Genomic DNA, 20,461 nt, shown 5'->3' with positions numbered 1-20,461 from the left:
GCTACTTCTCCTGGCTCTTCTTGGGGGCGAGCAGCTCCGGGCGGCCGGGCTGCTCGCCACCGCGCTCCTTGATGTACGTCTCGGTGGGGACCATCACCTTGCGGCGGAACACGCAGACCAGCGTGCCGTCCTGCTTGTAGCCCTTGGTCTCCACATGGACGATCCCGCGGTCCGACTTGGACTTCGACGGAGTCTTGTCCAGGACCGTGGTCTCGCCGTAGATCGTGTCGCCGTGGAACGTCGGCGCCACGTGCTTGAGCGACTCGACCTCCAGGTTGGCGATCGCCTTGCCCGAGACGTCCGGCACGGACATGCCCAGAAGCAGCGAGTAGATGTAGTTGCCCACGACGACGTTCTTCCCGAAGTCGGTCGTCTTCTCCGCATAGTTGCTGTCCATGTGGAGGGGGTGGTGGTTCATCGTCAGCAGGCAGAAGAGGTGGTCGTCGTACTCCGTGACCGTCTTTCCGGGCCAGTGCTTGTAGACGTCCCCGACGGTGAACTCTTCGTAGGTGCGGCCGAACTGCATGTCAGGCCTCCGGGATCTCGAACTTGGAGGTACGGGTCATGCCCGCGGCGCGCCCCTTGCCGGAGATGACGAGCGCCATCTTGCGGCTCGCCTCGTCGATCATCTCGTCGCCGAGCATCGCCGAGCCCTTCTTGCCGCCCGCCTCGGAGGTGCAGTAGTCGTACGCGTCGAGGATCAGCTCGGCGTGGTCGAAGTCCTCCTGGGAGGGCGAGAAGACCTCGTTGGCGGCGTCGACCTGGCCGGGGTGCAGGACCCACTTGCCGTCGAAGCCGAGCGCGGCGGCGCGGTTCGCGACCTCGCGGTAGCCGTCCACGTTCTTGATCTGGAGGTAGGGGCCGTCGATCGCCTGGAGGTTGTTGGCGCGCGCCGCCATCAGGATCTTCATCAGGATGAAGTGGTAGGCGTCGGCCGGGTAACCGGGCGGCTGCTCGCCGACGACCAGGGACTTCATGTTGATCGAGGCCATGAAGTCGGCCGGGCCGAAGATGATCGTCTCGACGCGCGGGGACGCCTGCGCGATCGCGTTGACGTTGTTCAGGCCCTGCGCGTTCTCGATCTGCGCCTCGATGCCGATCTTGCCGACCTCGAAGCCCATCGTCTTCTCGATCTGCGTCAGAAGGAAGTCCAGCGCCACGACCTGGTCCGCCGTCTGCACCTTCGGCAGCATGATGCAGTCGAGGTTCTGGCCCGCGCCCTCGACGACCGTGACGACGTCGCGGTACGTCCACTCGGTCGTCCAGTCGTTGACGCGCACGACGCGCGTCTTGCCCGTCCAGTCGCCCTCGTTGAGGAACTTGACGATGGTGTGCCGGGCCTCGGGCTTGGCGAGCGGCGCGCAGGCGTCCTCCAGGTCGAGGAAGACCTGGTCGGCGGGGAGGCCCTGGGCCTTCTCCAGGAAGCGCGGGTTCGAACCCGGTACCGCCAGACACGAGCGGCGGGGGCGAAGGCGGTTGATGGGCGCGGTCATGCGGGGACCTCCAGTGGGTCGAGCTTGTTCGCTTTCCGGATCTCGTCGACGATACGGCCGATGATCTCGGTGATACCGAAGTCCTTGGGGGTGAAGACGGCGGCCACACCCGCCGCCTTCAGGTCCTCGGCGTCGCTGTTGGGGATGATGCCGCCCGCGATGACGGGGATGTCGGGCGCGCCCGCGTCACGCAGGCGCACGAGCACGTCCGGGACGAGCTGCGCGTGCGAGCCGGAGAGGATCGAGAGGCCCACCGCGTGCACGTCCTCGGCGAGCGCGGCGTCCACGATCTGCTCGGGCGTGAGCCTGATGCCCTGGTAGACGACCTCGAAGCCGGCGTCACGCGCACGCACCGCGATCTGCTCGGCCCCGTTGGAGTGTCCGTCCAGGCCCGGCTTGCCGACCAGGAAGCGCAGCTTGCCGGTGCCCAGGTCGGCGGCGGTCTTGGCGACCTTGTCGCGGACGAGGGCGAGCGGCGTGCCCGCCTCCGCGGTGACGGCCACCGGAGCGCTGGAGACGCCCGTGGGCGCCCGGAACTCCCCGAAGACCTCCCGCAGGGCGCCGGACCACTCGCCGGTCGTCACGCCGGCGCGTGCGCACTCCAGGGTGGCCTCCATGAGGTTGCCCGTACCCGCGGCGACCTCCTTGAGGCGCTCCAGGGCCTTGCAGGGGCGCGGGTGGTTGAACGGCGGCTGGTAGCGGGTGTCGCGCCAGTGCTTGAGGGCGTTCACCACGCGGTTCTCGACCGCCGGGTCCACCGTCATGATCGCGGTGTCCAGGTCAGCGGTGAGCGGGTTCGGCTCGGTCGACTCGTAGGCGTTGACGCCGACGATCTTCTCCTCGCCCGACTCGATGCGTGCCCTGCGCTCGGCGTGCGAGGAGACCAGCTGCGACTTCAGGTAGCCGGACTCGACGGCGGCCATCGCGCCGCCCATCTGCTCGATGCGGTCCATCTCGGCGAGCGACTCCTCGACGAGGGACTCCACCTTGGCCTCGATGACGTGTGAGCCCTCGAAGATGTCCTCGTACTCCAGGAGGTCGCTCTCCAGGGCGAGCACCTGCTGGATGCGCAGCGACCACTGCTGGTCCCACGGCCGCGGCAGGCCGAGGGCCTCGTTCCAGGCGGGCAGCTGCACGGCACGCGCGCGTGCGTCCTTGGAGAGCGTGACGGCCAGCATCTCCAGGACGATGCGCTGGACGTTGTTCTCCGGCTGCGCCTCGGTCAGGCCGAGTGAGTTGACCTGCACGCCGTAGCGGAACCGGCGCTGCTTGGGGTTGGTGATGCCGTACCGCTCGCGGGTGATCCGGTCCCAGATGCGGCCGAACGCCCGCATCTTGCACATCTCCTCGACGAAGCGGACGCCCGCGTTCACGAAGAAGGAGATACGGGCGACGACGTCACCGAACTTCTCCTCGGGGACCTGCCCCGAGTCGCGCACGGCGTCGAGCACGGCGACGGCCGTGGACATCGCGTACGCGATCTCCTGCACCGGAGTGGCCCCGGCCTCCTGCAGGTGGTAACTGCAGATGTTGATCGGGTTCCACTTGGGGATGTGCGCCACCGTGTAGGTGATCATGTCGGTGGTCAGGCGGAGGGAGGGCCCCGGCGGGAAGACGTGCGTCCCGCGCGAGAGGTACTCCTTGACGATGTCGTTCTGCGTCGTCCCCTGGAGCTGCGTGATGTCCACGCCCTGCTCCTCCGCGACCACCTGATAGAGCGCCAGAAGCCACATGGCCGTGGCGTTGATCGTCATCGAGGTGTTCATCTGTTCCAGGGGGATGTCCTGGAACAGCCGTCGCATGTCGCCGACGTGCGAGACGGGGACCCCGACCCGGCCGACCTCACCGCGGGCGAGGATGTGGTCCGGGTCGTAGCCGGTCTGCGTGGGCAGGTCGAACGCGACCGAGAGGCCCGTCTGACCCTTGGCGAGGTTGCGCCGGTACAGCTCGTTGGACGCCTCGGCCGTGGAGTGGCCGGCATAGGTCCGCATGAGCCACGGCCGGTCCTTCTGACGCTCTGTCATGTGCGAACCCTCAGCCCTCAGACGTTCCGGAAGCGGTTGATCGCGTCGATGTGCTTGGCCCGCATCTCCGGGTCGCGCACGCCGAGACCCTCCTGGGGCGCGAGGGCGAGGACGCCGACCTTGCCCTGGTGGAGGTTGCGGTGCACGTCGTAGGCGGCCTGTCCGGTGTCCTCGAGGGAGTAGACGCGGGAGAGGGTGGGGTGGATCTTGCCCTTGGCGATGAGGCGGTTGGCCTCCCAGGCCTCGCGGTAGTTCGCGAAGTGCGAGCCGATGATCCTCTTCAGGGACATCCACAGGTAGCGGTTGTCGTACTCGTGGTTGTAGCCCGACGTCGAGGCGCAGGTGACGATCGTGCCGCCCTTGCGGGTGACGTAGACCGAGGCGCCGAAGGTCTCGCGGCCCGGGTGCTCGAAGACGATGTCCACGTCCTCGCCGCCGGTCAGCTCGCGGATGCGCTTGCCGAAGCGCTTCCACTCCTTGGGGTCCTGGTTGTGCTCGTCCTTCCAGAACTTGTAGCCCTCGGCGTTGCGGTCGATGACCGCCTCGGCGCCCATGGCCTCGCAGATGGCGGCCTTCTCGGGGCTGGAGACGACACAGATGGGGTTGGCGCCGCCGGCCAGGGCGAACTGGGTGGCGTACGAGCCAAGACCGCCGCTCGCACCCCAGATCAGCACGTTGTCACCCTGCTTCATCCCGGCGCCGTTGCGCGAGACCAGCTGGCGGTAGGCGGTGGAGTTCACCAGGCCGGGGGAAGCGGCCTCCTCCCAGCTCAGGTGGTCCGGCTTGGGCATGAGCTGGTTGGACTTGACCAGGGCGATCTCGGCGAGCCCGCCGAAGTTGGTCTCGAAGCCCCAGATGCGCTGCTCGGGGTCGAGCATCGTGTCGTTGTGTCCGTCGGAGGACTCCAGCTCGACGCTCAGACAGTGCGCGACGACCTCGTCGCCCGGGTTCCAGGCGTTCACGCCGGGTCCGGTGCGCAGCACGACGCCCGCCAGGTCGGAGCCGATGATGTGGTACGGCAGGTCGTGGCGCTTGGTGAGCTCGCTCAGCCGGCCGTACCGCTCCAGGAAGCTGAACGTGGAGACGGGCTCGAAGATCGAGGTCCACACGGAGTTGTAGTTGACCGAGGAGGCCATGACGGCCACCAGGGCCTCGCCCGGGCCGAGTTCGGGGACCGGCACGTCGTCCAGGTGGATCGACTTGCGGGGGTCCTTGTCGCGGGTCTCGAGCCCGGCGAACATCTCCGTCTCGTCCTTGTGCACGGTGATCGCGCGGTACGAGTCGGGGAGCGGAAGAGCGGCGAAGTCGGCGGACGTGGAGTCCGGCGACTGGATCGCGTCCAGGATTTCCTTCACGGTGATGCCTCCGGCGAAGTTCGTGCCCCCTTTGAGGGGAACACGCTCTTGAGGGTTACGTCGGGTGCTGCTGGTGCTTGTGAGGGTGTGCCGTCGGTTCGGCGAAGGTGTTGCTCGGCAGCGCTTGGTGTGGCGCGGGAGGTTGCCTGTGACGCAGGCGTCCGGGCGCACGAGCCGTGGCTTGTGGGGACAGCCGGCGTACGAAGGTTCTCTGCACGCCGGCCGCCCGGACAACATCAACGTATGACACCGCGTGCCAGTGAGCAAGACACTGAGTGCCATCAATTTTTGATGGATGATCGATCAGTGCAGGTCAGGGGGTGTGGCGGCATGGCGAAAGGGGCGCTACCCGTGGGTAGCGCCCCTTCAAAAGCCCAGGACAAAAGGGTGGAAAATGGGATCTGGATCTAGGAATCCCGCTCCCGCAGCGCCTTCTCGATCGTCCGCATGATCTCGTCGAGCGGTGCGTCCGTCCGGGCCACGGTGACCAGCACATCGCCCCCGGTGCTCACCGAGGCCGCCGGAGCCGTGGTGGTGTCACGCCCCGCCCCGATGCCCGAACCGAAGGTCCTGCGGACGATGGCGAAGGCGTGGTCCAGCTGGGTCTCCACGTCGCCCTGGCCGCCCGCGCGGAGCCACCGGCGAAGGACGTGGTTGTGCGCCGTCACCACGGCCGAGGCGGCGACCTCCGCCAGGAGCGGGTCGTCGTTCCCGTCGTGGTGCGCCTGCTCGTCGAAGTGGCCCAGGAGATAGCGCGTGAAGAGCCGTTCGTAGCGAGCCACCGAGGCGATCTCGCGCTCGCGCAGCGTGGGGACCTCACGCGTCAGGCGGTAGCGCTCGACGGACACGGCGGGCGACGCCGCGTACATCTTCATGACTTCCTTGATGCCCCGGCACACCGTGTCGAGCGGGTGCTCGTGCGGCGGCGCGGCGTTCAGGACCGCCTCCGCCCGGATCAACGTGTCGTCGTGGTCCGGGAAGATCGCCTCTTCCTTGGAGCGGAAGTGGCGGAAGAAGGTCCGGCGTGCGACACCGGCCTGTGCGGCGATCTCGTCGACCGTCGTCGCCTCGTACCCCTTGGACGCGAAGAGTTCCATCGCGGCGGCCGCCAGCTCCCGGCGCATCTTGAGGCGTTGGGCGGCGGCGCGGCTGCCCGCCGCGCTCTCCGGAGCGTCGGGCGTAGCGGGCGTACGTGAGGACTTGGCGGCCTTGGGCATGACCCGAACGTACTGCATATGCGCAGCCGAGTGCTCCTGCGGTACGGGGCCGCGGGACGGCGGGACGGGGCCGCCCGACGGTTCGAGCAGCCCGCCCCAGTCCGTGCGCGGTCCGCCGTCGGGCGCGCTCCCGTCCGCTTCCGGCCTACCGTCGGGCATATTCGCGGAAGCCGCGGCCGGTCTTGCGGCCGAGGCAGCCCGCGGCCACCAGGTGTTCGAGCAGGGGAGCGGGGGCCAGGCCCGGGTCGCGGAACTCGCGGTGCAGGACCTTCTCGATGGCGAGCGAGACATCGAGGCCGACGACGTCCAGGAGCTCGAAGGGCCCCATGGGGTAGCCGCCGCCGAGCTTCATCGCGGCGTCGATGTCGTCGAGCGTCGCGTAGTGCTCCTGGACCATCTTGATCGCGTTGTTGAGGTAGGGGAACAGGAGCGCGTTCACGATGAAACCGGCGCGGTCGCCGCAGTCCACCGGATGCTTCTTGATCGTCGAGCAGACCTGCCGGACCGTCGCGTGCACGTCGTCGTCCGTGAGGACCGTGCGGACCACCTCGACCAGCTTCATCGCCGGAGCCGGGTTGAAGAAGTGCATGCCGATCACGTCGCCCGGGCGCGAGGTGGCGCGGGCGCACGCGACGACCGGCAGGGACGAGGTCGTGGTCGCCAGGATCGCGCCCGGCTTGCAGACCTTGTCGAACGCCGCGAACAGCTGCTGCTTGATCTCCAGGTCCTCGGCGACCGCCTCGAGGGCCAGATCGACGTCGGCGAACGCGTCGTACGTACCGGCCGGCGTGATGCGGTCCAGGGTCTTGGCCGCGGTCTCCGCCGTCATCCGCCCCTTGTCGACGGAGCGCGAAAGCGACTTGGCGATACGGGACTTGGCCTTCTCCGCCTTCTCCTCACTGCGCGCGGCGAGCACCACGTCGTAGCCGGCCTTGGCGAAGACCTCGGCGATCCCGGAGGCCATCGTGCCGGAGCCCGCGACGCCGACCGAGCGGATGGTGCGCCCGCCGGACTGCCGCCCGTCCTCCGGCGGGGTCAGCGCGTCCCGCACGACGACCGAACTGCCGGGCCCCGCGGCCTCGTCGTATGAGTAGAAACCACGCCCCGCCTTGCGTCCGGTCAGGCCCGCCTCGCTGAGCTGCTTGAGGATCGGGGCGGGTGCGTGCAGGCGGTCGTGGGACTCGGAGTACATCGCGTCCAGGACCGTGCGGGCGGTGTCGACGCCGATCAGGTCGAGCAGGGCGAGGGGGCCCATCGGCAGTCCGCAGCCCAGACGCATCGCCGCGTCGATGTCCTCGCGCGACGCGTACTTGGCCTCGTACATCGCGGCGGCCTGGTTGAGGTAGCCGAACAGCAGGCCGTCGGCGACGAACCCGGGCCGGTCGCCGACCGCGACGGGCTCCTTGCCGAGCGCGTGGGCGAGGTCGGTGACGGAGGCGACGGCCGCGGGCGCGGTGAGCACGGACGACACGACCTCGACCAGCTTCATCGCCGGGGCCGGATTGAAGAAGTGCAGGCCGAGAACCCGCTCGGGGCGCTGCGACTCGGCGGCCAGACGGGTCACGGACAGCGCGTTCGTGCCGGTCGCGATGATCGTCCCGGGCCGCACGACGCCGTCGAGCTCGCGGATGATCTGCTGCTTGATCTCGTACGACTCCGGGGCGACCTCGATCACCAGATCGGCGTCGGCCGCGGCCTGCAGGTCGGTGAAGGTGCGGACGCGGGCGAGCGCGTCACGCCGCTCGTCCTCGGTGAGCTGCTCACGGCGCACGGCCCGCGCGGTGGACGACTCGATGGAGGCGACGGCCTGGGCGCCCGCGGCCTCGCTGATGTCGATGCCGATGACCTCGCGTCCCGCGCGGGCCAGGACTTCGGCGATGCCGGTGCCCATGGTGCCGAGACCGATCACGGCGACGGTGTTCAGGGGAGTGTCCATGCGTGGACTCCAGGAAGTGAGTGACGACTGAGGGGTGCACGCGGTGCGCGGCAACGGCGGCGCGGCGTACGGAGGATGAGCTGCTGTGTCGTGACCGGGCGGCATCACGCATACGCCCGTGAGGAGTCGACCGGCTCTGTCCCGGAGCCACGTCGTACTGGGTGGAGCTGAGGTGCTCGAAGCACCGAACCGACAAACACTCGCTCGCACCGGCTGCGTCACCAGGCCGCTGCGAGGTTCAGATACTGCTGACAGGGAGTGTGCCCCGCTCACTTGAGACTAACCGGCGAGTAACGAGCGCGCCAGTCCCCAGGGTTTGTGATCTACATCGCGGATAGGCTCCCCGTCATGGACGTGGAGTTGCGCACGGTGACGGAACGCTTACGCCGCGAGGCGGGAGTCTCGGAGAGTTACGAGAGGCTGGTCGCGACCGGCGATGTGGAGGAACTCGCGGAGGTGCTCGTCGGGGCGGGCGAACCCTTGTGGGCCCGGGAACTGGCGGCCGTCCGGCTCGGCATCGCGGGGGACCGCAGGGCCTTCGAGGCCCTGGTGCTGCTCCTCAACCACCGGGACCCCTCACGCTGCGCGGCCGCCGCGTACGCCCTGGCGAGGCTGGGTGATCCTCGTACGGCACGGGCGGCAGCCGCCCTGGCCACCAATGAGCTACGCGTCGCCTACGCCCTGCACCCCGTGCGTCTGCTCACCGAGCTGCGCGCGCCCGAATCCGCGCCCGCCCTCATCACCACGCTGCAGCGCAGGCTCGCCCCGCACGACCCGTACGGGAAGATCGCGCTGGCGTGCGTGGAGGGCTTGGGGGCGCTGGGAGACCCGCGGGCCCGGCCGGTCCTGACGCAGGCGTGCGGCTTTCCGCGGCTCGCGGCGGCGGCGTCCGCGGCCCTCGCCCGCCTGCCGGCCTAGAGGACGGCGTACGCCTCGATCTCCATCAGGAACCGCGGCGAGACGAGTCCGGAGACCTGCACCGCGGAGGAGGCCGGGAGTCGCGCCGGGTCCATGTGGACGTCCCGCGCGGCCCGGATCGCGGGCATGTGCGCCATGTCCGTGACGTAGTACGTCAGTTTCACGATGTCGCCGAAGCCGCCGCCCGCTGCCAGCAGGCAGCGCCGCAGATTGTCGAAGACCTGCCGCGCCTGGGCGGCCGGGTCGCCCTCGCCGACCAGCTCTCCGTCCTGGTCGAGGGGGAGCTGCCCGGAGATCGCGACGAAGCGGCCGGTGCCCATGACGACGTGCGTGTAGGCGGTGGCGGGGAAGACGCCGTCGGGGGCGTTGATGTGGGTCAGCCGGCTCATGGCTCCATCCTGGACCACCGGTGGGACAACACCCCCGGCGGGGCCGCGGGTTGGCGGGGCGGGCTCACAGGAGGGTGAGCTGGGTGCCGCCGGGCGGGGCGGGGGCGGGCTCGGTGTCAGGGGTGCGGGGCGCGCGGAGGCGCCGGGCCGCGTCCGCACGCGTGGGTCCGATGCCGAACTCCTCGGCCAGCTCGTGCACTTGGCGGGTGATGCGCCGCTGGTACCACTTGGGTGCGTAGGCGCCCTCCGCGTACAGCCGCTCGTAGCGCCGCACGAGATACGGGTGGTGCTGCTGCAGCCAGGCCATGAACCACTCGCGCGCCCCGGGCCGCAGGTGCAGCACGAGCGGGGTCACGGACGTCGCCCCCGAGGCGGCGATGGCCCGTACCGTCGCCCTCAGTTGCTCGGACCGGTCCCCGAGAAAGGGGATCACCGGCGCCATGAGCACCCCGCACCCGATGCCGTGATCGGTCAGCGTCCGTACGACGTCCAGGCGCCTCTCCGGGGCGGGCGTGCCCGGTTCCACGGTGCGCCACAGCTCCTGGTCGACGAAGCCGACCGAGACGGAGATCCCGACGTCGGTGACATCGGCGGCCTGCCGCAGCAGGTCGAGGTCCCGCAGGATCAGCGTGCCCTTGGTGAGGATGGAGAAGGGGTTCGCGTGGTCGCGCAGGGCGGCGATGATCCCCGGCATGAGGCCGTAGCGCCCCTCGGCCCGCTGATAGCAGTCGACGTTCGTGCCCATCGCTATGTGCTCGCCCTGCCAACGGGGCGAGGCGAGCTTGCGGCGCAGCAGGTCGGGGGCGTTGACCTTGACCACGATCTGGCTGTCGAAGCCGAGCCCCGTGTCCAGGTCCAGATAGCTGTGCGTCTTGCGCGCGAAACAGTAGACGCACGCGTGCGTGCAGCCCCGGTACGGATTGACCGTCCATTCGAACGGCATGCGGGACGCTCCGGGCACCCGGTTCACGATCGTTCTGGCCCGGATCTCGTGAAAGGTGATCCCACGGAACTCAGGGGTGTCGAAGGTCCTTGTGGTGACCGCGTCCGCGCCGAACAGCGCGGCATCCGCGACACCCCGTGACGGCCCGTCGGCGAGGTTCTCCCAGCGCATGACGCCTCCTCGGTAGCACTGACCACAGAATAGAACACATGTTCCCTTGATCGTGCGAGGGGATGCCTCGGCGACCCCGATTTGAGGGGCCGGTACGCAGGGTGGTTGGCTTCCGGGGATCACCCTGAACAACCGAGTGCTGGAGGAAGTGCCATGGCGCAGGTCGAGGCGACCACGGAGCGGATCATCGCGGCGCAGCCGGAGGACGTCTTCGACGCGCTCGCCGACTACGAAGGCACGCGTCCGAAGATCCTGTCGGAGCACTTCAGCGAGTTCGAGGTGCGCGAGGGCGGCGACGGCGAGGGGACGCTCGTCCACTGGAAGCTGCAGGCCACCAGCAAGCGCATCCGGGACTGCCTCCTCGAGGTCAGCGAGCCGACCGACGGGGAGCTCGTCGAGAAGGACCGCAACTCCTCCATGGTCACCACCTGGACCGTGACCCCGGCGGGGGAGGGCAAGGCGCGCGTGGTCGTCTCCACCGTGTGGAACGGCGCGGGCGGCATCGGCGGCTTCTTCGAGAAGACCTTCGCCCCCAAGGGGCTCGGTCGGATCTACGACGAGGTGCTCGGCAAGCTCGCCGCGGAGGTCGAGAAGTAGGGCGAGAAGCAGGAGTACGTCCGACCGGACCTCAACTCCGGTAGCCCGACAGGGTTGTTGTCACGCTCACCGTTTCGAGTGGTTTTCTGTTCGGGCCAATTGTACGGCGTAGGGCTCCCACCGGCGCATACGTGTGCCGGACCCCCGACAAGGGCGACTCGTCGCGCTTGCTCGTAGTTGTCGCGTAATGCGAGAAATGCGGCGCAGGCGCAGACGAGGGGAGCAGGACGTGGGCGGCACGACGCTGGTGAAGGGCGCCGAGCAGGGGGACTTGCCGGTGGTGGCGGTGCCTCCGGGTATCGAGGAGCCGCCCCCACCTCAAGAACACATGTCGGCGGCGGCGGGACTCAGCCCCGGGCGCGTCCGCATGGTCTTCGTCGGACTCATGCTCGCCCTGCTGCTCGCCGCCCTCGAGCAGATGATCGTCGCCACCGCGCTCCCGAAGATCGTCGGTGAGCTGCACGGCCTGGACAAGATGTCCTGGGCGATCACCGCCTACCTGCTGACGTCCACGATCGGCCTGCCCATCTACGGCAAGCTCGGCGACCTCTTCGGACGCAAGGGCGTCTTCCAGTTCGCGATCCTCATCTTCATCGTCGGCTCCGCCCTCGCCGGCTGGTCGCGCACGATGGACCAGCTCATCGCCTTCCGCGCCATCCAGGGCATCGGCGCGGGCGGACTCATGATCGGCGTGCAGGCGATCATCGCGGACATCGTCCCGCCCCGGGAACGCGGCCGCTACATGGGCCTGATCGGCGCCGCCTTCGGCCTCGCGTCGGTCGCGGGGCCCCTGCTCGGCGGCTTCTTCACCGACCACGTCACCTGGCGCTGGTGCTTCTACTTCAACGTGCCCTTCGGGCTCGTCACCCTCCTCGTCGTCAGCTTCGGACTCAAGCTGCCCAAGCGCGCGGTGAAGGCCCGGCTCGACGTACTGGGCGCGCTGCTGCTCGCCTCCGCCTCCACCTGCCTGGTACTCCTGACCAGTTGGGGCGGCACCGAGTACGAGTGGGGCTCACGCGTCATCCTGGGGCTCGCGGCCGGGGCCCTCGCCTCGATCGTGCTCTTCGTGGTCGCCGAACGCTTCGCCGCAGAACCGATCATCCCGCTGCGCCTGTTCCGCGACTCGGTCTTCAACATCACCGCGCTGGTCGGCATGGTCGTGGGCATCGCCCTCTTCGGGGCGGCCAGTTACCTGCCGACGTTCCTGCAGATGGTCGACGGGGCGAGCGCCACCGAGTCCGGACTGCTCATGCTGCCGATGATGGGCGGCGTGGTCGGCGCCTCGATCCTCTCCGGCCAGCTCATCAGCCACACCGGGCGCTACAAGATCTACCCGGTCGTCGGCGGCGTCCTGTCCGTCATCGGCATGTTCCTGCTCTCCCGCCTCGAGGCCGACACGCCCCGGCTGCACTACAGCATCTGGATGGCCGTGCTCGGCGCGGGCGTCGGCCTCGTCATGCCGGTGCTCATCCTCGCCGTGCAGAACGCCGTACGCCCCTCCGACTTGGGCACGGCCACCAGCGCCAACAACTACTTCCGGCAGATCGGCGGCAGTGTCGGCGCCGCCATCTTCGGCACGCTCTTCGCCGACCGCCTCGCGGACTCGCTCGCCGACCGCATCCCGGCCGGGGCCGGTCTTCCGGACCCCGAGGCCATCACCCCGCAGCTCGTCCACGCGATGCCCGCCCCGCTGCGCGAGGGCTACATCCAGGCGTACGCCGACGCGATGCCCCGGATCTTCCTCTATCTGGTGCCGGTGCTCGCCCTCGGCATGCTGATCACCTTCTTCCTCAAGGAGACCCCCTTGTTGTCCAGCGCAGCGTCCCAGGACGCCCCCACCGCCGAAGCCGCACCCGTTCCGCAGGCCCGTACCTCCTACGCCGCCGGTGTGCCCGTCTGCGGCACCGTGCAGCACCCGGACGGCACCGTCGTACCCCGCGCCGCCCTGACCCTCATCGACGTCGGGGGCCGGCAGATCGGCCGGGGCGCGAGCGGCGACGACGGGCGCTACGCGCTCTCCACGCCGGGCTCGGGATCGTTCGTCCTGATCGCGGCCGCGGGCGGCCACCAGCCGCAGGCGGTCACCGTCACCGTCGGCGAGCGCCCCGTGGAGCTCGACGTGGTGCTCGGCGGCGCGGGACGCCTGGCCGGCAGCGTGGTCACCGCCGACGGAACCCCGGTCAGGGACGCCGCGGTGACCCTCACCGACGTCCGCGGCGAGGTCGTCGCCACCACCCGCAGCGGACGCGAAGGCGGCTACGTGATCACGGAGCTGGTGGCCGGCGAGTACACCCTGGCCGCCAGCGCACCCGCCTTCCGCCCCGCGGCCCTGCCCGTCAGCGTGCAGGCGTCCCGCGAGACACGGCAGGACGTCGAGCTCGCCGGCGGCGCAGTCCTGCGGGGCACCGTGCGGGCCAACGGCGGGCGGCCCGTGGAGGATGCCCGCGTGACGCTGCTCGACGCGGCGGGCAACGTCGTGGACACCCTCACGACCAGGGAGGACGGCACCTTCCGGTTCATCGACCTGTCGTCCGGCGAGTACACGGTCATCGCCGCGGGCTACCCGCCGGTGGCCACCGTGCTCCAGGTCGCGGGCGGGGGCCGTACGGAGCGGGATCTCCAGCTGGGCCACGAGGACTAGGGCCCTTTTGGCGGGAGGGAAAGAAAATACCCGCCGGAGGCGCCCCCGTGGGTCCCAATTCCCCTATTGCACCGCATGGCAACCTCTGCCGGTCGTACGGTGGTTGGGGCGGTGCAGGCCTTCGCGGTGCCGCCGGAAGGAGCGTTGGCCATGGAATACGGCACCCCGGGCGGGCCGGTGGCGCAGCATGCCGTGGCCGGCCGGATCCCACTCGCCGTGGTCGTCATCGACGGCGCGGGCCTCGTGTCGCACTGGAGCACCGGCGCGCGGAAACTGTTCGGGTACGCGAAGGAGACGGCGGTCGGCACCCCGGCGGGTGACCTGCTCCCGGTGTCCGGGGCCATCCCCGAGGGCCACGCCGACTACGGCGAGTACGACGGCCTGGGGCCCGACCTGGGGACCTCCCTCGACGGACGCATCTCGTACCCCGCCGCCGGGCGCGCGCGGCTCTCCGTGCCCGGCGGCCAAGGCCACAGGGTGGACGTCCTGTGGTGGGCGTACCCCCTCATCGGTCCCGGGCCGGAGCGGCTGCTCGTCCTCGCGGCGGACGCCGACCGGCTGGCCGACGAGGACGACCCCGAGCCGGGTCAGGTCGAGCGGATCGCGCCGGGCTTCGCCCTGCACACGGACTTCCCCGGGGCGGACGAGCTGGCCGGCCGGCTGCCCGAGATCCTGCCGAGCATGAGCGTGGGCGAGAGCTCCCGCATCGTGGCGCAGATCCTGGAACTGGGCTATCCCGTCCTGGAGTTCAGCAAGCACGACCGTGTTCCCGTCACGCCCGACTGGGGCGTGCCGCGGCGCGCCGAGCGCAGGGCGCGCAGGCTGCGCGCCCAGCAGGCCGCCGCCGACAGCGGCACGTCCGAGCCCGGCATACGCGACGAGGGCGAGGACCTCGAATACGCGGCGGTGCGCGAGCACCTGGAGTTCCTGAACGAGGTCAGCGGACGCATCGGCTCCTCGCTCGACCTCTCGCGCACCATCATCGAGGTCAGCCGCGCCGTCGTGCCCCGGTTCACGGACGTCGCGGGCACATACCTGCGCGAACAGGTCGTCGCGGGCGAGGGCTTCCCCGAGGGGCCGCCGGACGAGACCACGATGTGGCACCGGGTCGCCGTGGAGCACACGGACGAACCGGGCCGCTGGGACGACGTCGTACCCGTCGGGGAATCCATGCCCTTCCCGTCGCACACCCCGTTCTTCCAGTGCATGACCTCGGGCGATCCGGTCCTCGTGCCGCGCATCACCGAGGAGATGGGCAACGCGATCGCCTCGCAGTTCGAGAAGCGCGACATCCGCCCGCTCATCAACCACCGCTCGATGCTCGTCGTACCGCTGAAGGCCCGCAATGTGGTGCTCGGATTCATGATCCTGCTGCGCCACAGGGAGCGGCCCGTCTTCAACGACATGGACCGCGTCACCGGCGCCGAACTCGCCGCCCGCGCGGGCCTCGTGCTCGATAACGCCCGCATGTACACCTACCAGGAGAGCGTCGCCGACACCCTCCAGGACAGCATGCTGCCGCACATCGAGCCACGCATGACCGGCTGCGACATCGCCACGCGCTACCTGCCGGGCACGCTCCTCGGCCGGGTCGGCGGCGACTGGTTCGACTCCGTGAAGCTGCCCGGATCGCGCACCGCGCTCGTCGTCGGCGACGTGATGGGCCACGGCCTCAACTCGGCGGCGATGATGGGCCAGTTGCGCACGGCCGTACAGACCATGGCCGCCCTGGACCTGCCGCCCGCCCAGCTCCTGCGCAACCTCGACGACCTGGCACAGCGACTCGGTGAGCACTACCTCGCGACCTGCCTGTACGCGGTCTACGACCCCATCGCGAGCGAGCTGCACCTCGCCAACGCGGGACACATCCCGCCCGTGCTCGTGCGCGCCGAAGACGGCCGCAGTGAACTCCTCGACCTGCCGACGGGGGCGCCCATCGGCGTGGGAGGCGTGCCCTTCGAGGCGGTCACCGTACGCGTGGCGCCCGGCGACCGGCTCCTGATGTGCACCGACGGCCTCGTCGAGGTCCGCGGCGAGGACATCGGCGTCGGCCTCGCCACGCTCACCGAGTCCGCGGCCCACCCGGCCGCCTCCATGGACACCGCCTGCGACACCATCATCCGCGCCCTCAACACGCGCGGCGGGCGCAAGGACGACGTGGCCCTCCTGATGGCACGCCTGAACGGCATCGCGGACGAGGACGTCGCGAGCTGGCGGCTCGCACTCGACCCGAGCGAGGTGAGCAGGGCCCGCGATCTGGTCCGCGACCAGCTGCGCACCTGGTCCCGCGACACCCTCGCCGAGACCGCCGAACTCCTGGTCAGCGAGCTCGTCACCAATGCCGTACGGCACGCGCGCGGCGGCCGGGTCGAACTCCGCCTCGTCCGCTCCGGGGCCACGCTGATCTGCGAGGTCGAGGACGACGACCACACCCTGCCCACCTTGCTGAACGCGGGCCCCGGCGACGAGTTCGGGCGCGGTCTGCGGATCGTCAGCGTGCTCGCCAAGGAGTGGGGGACCAGCCGTACGACCTCCGGCAAGACCGTGTGGTTCGAGCTGGGACCGCCGCGCGCATAAGGGCTCCGGGCGCTCCGCGGGGGCGTGCGCACGGCGGAAAGGTGTCGAGGGCGCGGGATTGATGGCGCCGGTGACTTGTCCGTGCACCCCGGGCGCGATAGACCGATCTTGCCGTCGGCTTCGGCGGTCGTCGTCGCAATCCTGGGGAGCTGGGCATGAGCGTCACGCGTCGGTACAGGGATGCCTGGGAGGGGTTCTGGCGGGATGCGCCCGCCGAAGCGGGAGCAGTCTTCTGGGACGCGGAACCCGTGCTCACGGCAGGCATTCACCTCGCCCTCTTCGAACCGCACATGGTGGCCGCGGGCCTGCCCCTCCTGGACCTCGGCTGCGGCAACGGCACCCAGTCGCGCTTCCTCGCCGACCGCTACCCGCGCGTCCTCGGCGCCGACCTGTCCGCCGCCGCACTGCGCCTCGCACGGGACGCCGACCCGGCGGGACAGGTGGAGTTCCGGCAGGTCGACGCCGCGGAGAAGGCCGAGGCGGAGCAACTGCACGCGGAGATCGGCGACGCGAACATCTACATGCGCGGCGTGCTCCACCAGTGCGATCCCGACGACCGCCAGCCGCTCGTCGACGGCATCGCGACGCTGCTCGGCGAGCGCGGCAGAGCGTTCGTGGTGGAGCTCGCCGAGGCCGCGGGCCCGATCCTGCGAGGCCTCGCCCAGAGCCCCGAGGGCCCGCCGCCGAAGCTGGCGCCGGTGTTCGCGCACGGCATCGCGCCGGGCGAGGTCGCCGACGCCGCGGTGCCGGAGTACGTCACCGCGGCGGGCCTGAAGGTGCTCGCGAAGGGTGAACTTCCGTTGACCACCACCGAGTTCGCCCCGGACGGCACGCGGATCGAACTGCCGTCGAAGTGGCTGGTGGTGGGGCGGGTGGGCTGAGCCCGTCAGAGGGGCGGTGCGGGCAGCGCGGCGACGACCGGATGATCGCGGTCGAGAGGCCCGAGCTGGCCGGCACCACCCGGGGAGCCGAGCTCGGCGAAGAACTCGAGGTCCGTCTTCCGGTAGTCCTGCCACTCGTCGGGAGTGTCGTCCTCGAAGAAGATGGCCTCGACCGGACAGACGGGCTCGCAGGCACCGCAGTCGACGCACTCGTCGGGCTGGATGTACATCTTCCGCGCGCCTTCGTAGATGCAGTCGACGGGACATTCGTCGACGCAGGCCTTGTCCTTGAGGTCGACGCAGGGCTGGGCGATGACATAGGTCATGAGGATCGCTCCACGGTCCAGGTGTCGTTGCCGGCGAGCAGTGCGGCCAGGTCGCCTTTGCCGTTCTGCTCGATCGCGGTGTCGAGCTGGTCGGACATGAGGGTGTCGTAGACCGGGCGCTCGACGTCGCGGAAGACGCCGATGGGGGTGTGGTGCAGGGTGTCGGGGTCGGCGAGGCGGGAGAGGGCGAAGGCCAGCGTCGGCGAGGTCGAGTGCGCGTCGTGGATGAGGATGTGGGGCTCTGTTTCAGGGGTGACCGGGACGACTTTGAGGTCGCCGGTGGCGGGGTCGCGTACGACGCCTTTGGCGCGGTCGGTTCCGAAGCGGATGGGTTGGCCGTGTTCCAGGCGGATCACGGCTTCCTCGGCCTGCTGTTTGTCCTTGAGGACTTCGAAGGCGCCGTCGTTGAAGATGTTGCAGTTCTGGTAGATCTCCACGAGCGCGGTGCCGGGGTGTTCGGCGGCTTCGCGCAGTACGGAGGTGAGGTGTTTGCGGTCGGAGTCCACGGTGCGGGCCACGAAGCTCGCCTCCGCGCCGATGGCGAGCGACACCGGGTTGAAGGGCGCGTCCAGGGAGCCCATCGGCGTGGACTTGGTGATCTTGCCGACTTCGGAGGTCGGGGAGTACTGGCCTTTGGTGAGGCCGTAGATCCGGTTGTTGAACAGCAGGATCTTCAGATTCACGTTGCGGCGCAGGGCGTGGATGAGGTGGTTGCCGCCGATGGACAGGGCGTCGCCGTCGCCGGTGACCACCCACACGGACAGGTCGCGGCGGGAGGAGGCGAGTCCGGTGGCGATGGCGGGGGCGCGGCCGTGGATGGAGTGCATCCCGTAGGTGTTCATGTAGTACGGGAAGCGTGAGCTGCAGCCGATGCCGGAGACGAAGACGATGTTCTCCTTGGCCAGGCCGAGTTCGGGCATGAAGCCCTGTACGGCGGCCAGGACGGCGTAGTCACCGCAGCCGGGGCACCAGCGCACCTCCTGGTCGGACTTGAAGTCCTTGGCGGTGAGCGGCAGGTCGGATTTGGGGATGAGGGTGAGGGCCTCAGTGGGCATGGCGGGCGGCCTCCTTGAGGGCGGTGGCGAGCTGCTCGGCCTTGAACGGCATCCCGTTGACCTGCGTGTGGGAGACGACATCGACCAGGTAGGTCCCGCGGATCAGCAGGGCGAGCTGGCCCAGGTTCATCTCCGGGACGACGACCTTGTCGTACCGCTTGAGGACCTCGCCCAGGTTGTGCGGGAAGGGGTTGAGGTGGCGCAGGTGAGCCTGGGCGACGGGAGTTCCCGCGCGGCGCAGGCGCCGGACGGCTGCGGTGATGGGCCCGTAGGTCGAACCCCAGCCGAGGACCAGCAGTCGTGCCTCGCCGCCGGGGTCGTCGACTTCGAGGTCGGGCACCTGGATGCCGTCGATCTTGGCCTGGCGGGTGCGGACCATGAAGTCGTGGTTGGCGGGGTCGTAGGAGATGTTGCCGGTGCCGTCCTGCTTCTCGATGCCGCCGATGCGGTGTTCGAGACCGGGGGTGCCCGGGATCGCCCAGGGACGCGCGAGTGTCTCCGGGTCGCGCTTGTAGGGCCAGAAGGCCTCGGTCCCGTCCTCCAGGACATGGTTGGGCCCTTGCGGGAACTGCACCAGCATCTCGGGTAGGTCATCGGCCTGTGGGATCCGCCAGGGTTCGGATCCGTTGGCCAGGTAGCCGTCGCTCAGCAAGAACACCGGGGTGCGGTAGGTGACCGCGATCCGCGCCGCTTCGAGGGCGGCGTCGAAGCAGTCCGCCGGCGTCTTGGGCGCCACGATCGGCACCGGTGCCTCGCCGTTGCGCCCGAACATGGCCTGCAGCAGATCCGCCTGCTCGGTCTTGGTCGGCAGACCGGTCGAAGGCCCGCCGCGCTGGATGTCCACGATCAGCAGCGGCAGCTCCAACGACACCGCGAGGCCGATCGTCTCCGACTTCAACGCCACACCGGGGCCGGAGTTGGAGGTGACGGCTAGCGAGCCGCCGAACGCGGCCCCCAGGGCGGCGCCGATCGCGGCGATCTCGTCCTCGGCCTGGAAGGTGCGGACGCCGAAGTTCTTGTGCTTGGACAGCTCGTGCAGGATGTCGGAGGCCGGGGTGATCGGATACGAGCCGAGGAACAGGGGCAGGCCCGTCTGGCGTCCCGCAGCGATCAGGCCGTACGAGAGGGCGAGATTGCCGGAGATGTTGCGGTAGGTGCCGGCGGGGAAGGCTTCGGTTGCCGGGGCGACCTCGTAGGAGACCGCGAAGTCCTCGGTGGTCTCACCGAAGTTCCAACCCGCTCTGAAGGCGGCGATGTTCGCCTCGGCGATGGCAGGCTTCTTGGCGAACTTGGTCCGCAGGAACTTCTCCGTGCCCTCGGTCGGCCGGTGATACATCCACGACAGCAGACCCAGCGCGAACATGTTCTTGCACCGGTCCGCGTCCTTGCGCGACAGATCGTGCTCCTTGAGCGCCTCGACCGTCAGCGTCGTCAACGGCACCGGGTGCACCCGGTACGCGTCAAGCTCGTTCCCTTCGAGGGGACTTGAGGAGAACCCGACCTTCTGGAGTGCGCGCGGCGTGAACTCATCCGTGTTCACGATGATCTCGGCACCCCGGGGCACATCACCGAGGTTGGCCTTCAGCGCGGCCGGGTTCATCGCGACCAGGACGTTCGGCGCGTCGCCCGGCGTGAGGATGTCGTGGTCGGCGAAGTGGAGTTGGAAGCTGGACACTCCGAGCAGCGTGCCCGCGGGAGCGCGGATCTCGGCGGGGAAGTTCGGCAGCGTGGACAGGTCGTTGCCGAAGGATGCCGTCTCCGAGGTGAACAGATCCCCGGTGAGCTGCATGCCGTCGCCGGAGTCACCCGAGAAACGGATGATGACTCGATCGAGCCGCTCTGTCTGCTTCGTCACCGGCACAAGTCCTCTCTCACGGTGGGTGGTTGGGCGGTCGAGCGGCCGTCCGACCGCCGCCAGGGCCGAGCCTAGAAGCGCCG

General features: G+C 69.6%; 16 protein-coding genes. 5 read left to right on the top strand and 11 right to left on the bottom strand.

Annotated elements, in window-relative coordinates; translation table 11 throughout:
• Nucleotide 1: 1 nt before the first annotated feature.
• The 6 genes from ACWGIH_RS01940 to ACWGIH_RS01915 form a co-directional block, all read right to left on the bottom strand.
• Complete coding sequence (locus ACWGIH_RS01940; protein ID WP_453451792.1) at nt 2-526, bottom strand: MaoC family dehydratase; 525 nt, start codon at nt 524-526, stop codon at nt 2-4.
• Between the two features lies 1 nt (nt 527).
• A complete protein-coding gene (locus ACWGIH_RS01935) occupies nt 528-1,493 on the bottom strand; it encodes an HpcH/HpaI aldolase/citrate lyase family protein (RefSeq protein ID WP_363209448.1) in 966 nt (321 codons plus the stop codon).
• The gene (locus ACWGIH_RS01930) at nt 1,490-3,517 is read right to left on the bottom strand and encodes a protein meaA (RefSeq protein WP_453451793.1); all 2,028 of its coding nucleotides are present in this window, start codon (nt 3,515-3,517) and stop codon (nt 1,490-1,492) included. The genes ACWGIH_RS01935 and ACWGIH_RS01930 overlap by 4 nt, the downstream gene beginning before the upstream one ends.
• 17 nt (nt 3,518-3,534) lie before the next feature.
• Nucleotides 3,535-4,872 (bottom strand): crotonyl-CoA carboxylase/reductase, encoded by a 1,338-nt coding sequence (ccrA, locus tag ACWGIH_RS01925; protein WP_453451794.1) that lies wholly within the window; start codon nt 4,870-4,872, stop codon nt 3,535-3,537.
• Nucleotides 4,873-5,279: 407 nt separating this feature from the next.
• A complete protein-coding gene (locus ACWGIH_RS01920) occupies nt 5,280-6,089 on the bottom strand; it encodes a TetR family transcriptional regulator (RefSeq protein WP_409060583.1) in 810 nt (269 codons plus the stop codon).
• Nucleotides 6,090-6,234: 145 nt separating this feature from the next.
• Nucleotides 6,235-8,025, bottom strand: a complete 1,791-nt coding sequence (locus ACWGIH_RS01915) for a 3-hydroxyacyl-CoA dehydrogenase family protein (RefSeq protein ID WP_453451795.1) — start codon at nt 8,023-8,025, stop codon at nt 6,235-6,237.
• Between the two features lie 348 nt (nt 8,026-8,373).
• Here ACWGIH_RS01915 and ACWGIH_RS01910 point away from each other — a divergent pair, with 348 nt between their 5' ends.
• Nucleotides 8,374-8,943 carry an adenylosuccinate lyase gene (locus ACWGIH_RS01910; protein ID WP_453451796.1) on the top strand — a complete coding sequence of 190 codons (570 nt, stop codon included), beginning with the start codon at nt 8,374-8,376 and terminating at the stop codon, nt 8,941-8,943.
• On the opposite strand, the gene ACWGIH_RS01905 is transcribed toward ACWGIH_RS01910, so the two are convergent.
• Both ACWGIH_RS01905 and ACWGIH_RS01900 read right to left on the bottom strand, forming a co-directional pair.
• Nucleotides 8,940-9,332, bottom strand: coding sequence for a RidA family protein (locus tag ACWGIH_RS01905; protein ID WP_453451797.1), 393 nt, complete (start codon nt 9,330-9,332; stop codon nt 8,940-8,942). The genes ACWGIH_RS01910 and ACWGIH_RS01905 overlap by 4 nt on opposite strands.
• A gap of 64 nt (nt 9,333-9,396) precedes the next feature.
• Nucleotides 9,397-10,446, bottom strand: a complete 1,050-nt coding sequence (locus ACWGIH_RS01900) for an Rv2578c family radical SAM protein (RefSeq protein ID WP_453451798.1) — start codon at nt 10,444-10,446, stop codon at nt 9,397-9,399.
• 153 nt (nt 10,447-10,599) lie between these two features.
• Here ACWGIH_RS01900 and ACWGIH_RS01895 point away from each other — a divergent pair, with 153 nt between their 5' ends.
• From ACWGIH_RS01895 to ACWGIH_RS01880, 4 genes are all read left to right on the top strand, one after another.
• Entirely contained in the window at nt 10,600-11,043 is a 444-nt protein-coding gene (locus ACWGIH_RS01895; RefSeq protein ID WP_451221815.1) for an SRPBCC family protein, read from the top strand.
• 229 nt (nt 11,044-11,272) lie between these two features.
• Nucleotides 11,273-13,684, top strand: a complete 2,412-nt coding sequence (locus ACWGIH_RS01890; RefSeq protein ID WP_453451799.1) for an MFS transporter — start codon at nt 11,273-11,275, stop codon at nt 13,682-13,684.
• A 150-nt stretch (nt 13,685-13,834) separates the two neighbouring features.
• Entirely contained in the window at nt 13,835-16,261 is a 2,427-nt protein-coding gene (locus tag ACWGIH_RS01885) for a SpoIIE family protein phosphatase (RefSeq protein ID WP_453451800.1), read from the top strand.
• Nucleotides 16,262-16,416: 155 nt separating this feature from the next.
• Nucleotides 16,417-17,142, top strand: coding sequence for a class I SAM-dependent methyltransferase (locus ACWGIH_RS01880; RefSeq protein ID WP_453451801.1), 726 nt, complete (start codon nt 16,417-16,419; stop codon nt 17,140-17,142).
• A gap of 5 nt (nt 17,143-17,147) precedes the next feature.
• Here ACWGIH_RS01880 and fdxA read toward each other — a convergent pair whose 3' ends face one another.
• The 3 genes from fdxA to ACWGIH_RS01865 are packed head-to-tail and all read right to left on the bottom strand — an operon-like array spanning nt 17,148 to nt 20,384.
• A complete protein-coding gene (fdxA, locus tag ACWGIH_RS01875) occupies nt 17,148-17,468 on the bottom strand; it encodes a ferredoxin (RefSeq protein WP_453451802.1) in 321 nt (106 codons plus the stop codon).
• Nucleotides 17,465-18,523: a 2-oxoacid:ferredoxin oxidoreductase subunit beta gene (locus tag ACWGIH_RS01870; RefSeq protein WP_453691576.1), complete on the bottom strand. Its 1,059-nt coding sequence runs from the start codon at nt 18,521-18,523 to the stop codon at nt 17,465-17,467. Before ACWGIH_RS01870 ends, fdxA begins: the two co-directional genes overlap by 4 nt.
• Nucleotides 18,513-20,384, bottom strand: a complete 1,872-nt coding sequence (locus ACWGIH_RS01865) for a 2-oxoacid:acceptor oxidoreductase subunit alpha (RefSeq protein ID WP_453691574.1) — start codon at nt 20,382-20,384, stop codon at nt 18,513-18,515. Before ACWGIH_RS01865 ends, ACWGIH_RS01870 begins: the two co-directional genes overlap by 11 nt.
• Nucleotides 20,385-20,461 lie beyond the last annotated feature (77 nt).

Source organism: Streptomyces sp. NPDC054872 (assembly GCF_053610705.1).
Note: the sequence above shows the minus strand (reverse complement) of the source record. Positions and strands in the feature narration are given on the sequence as shown.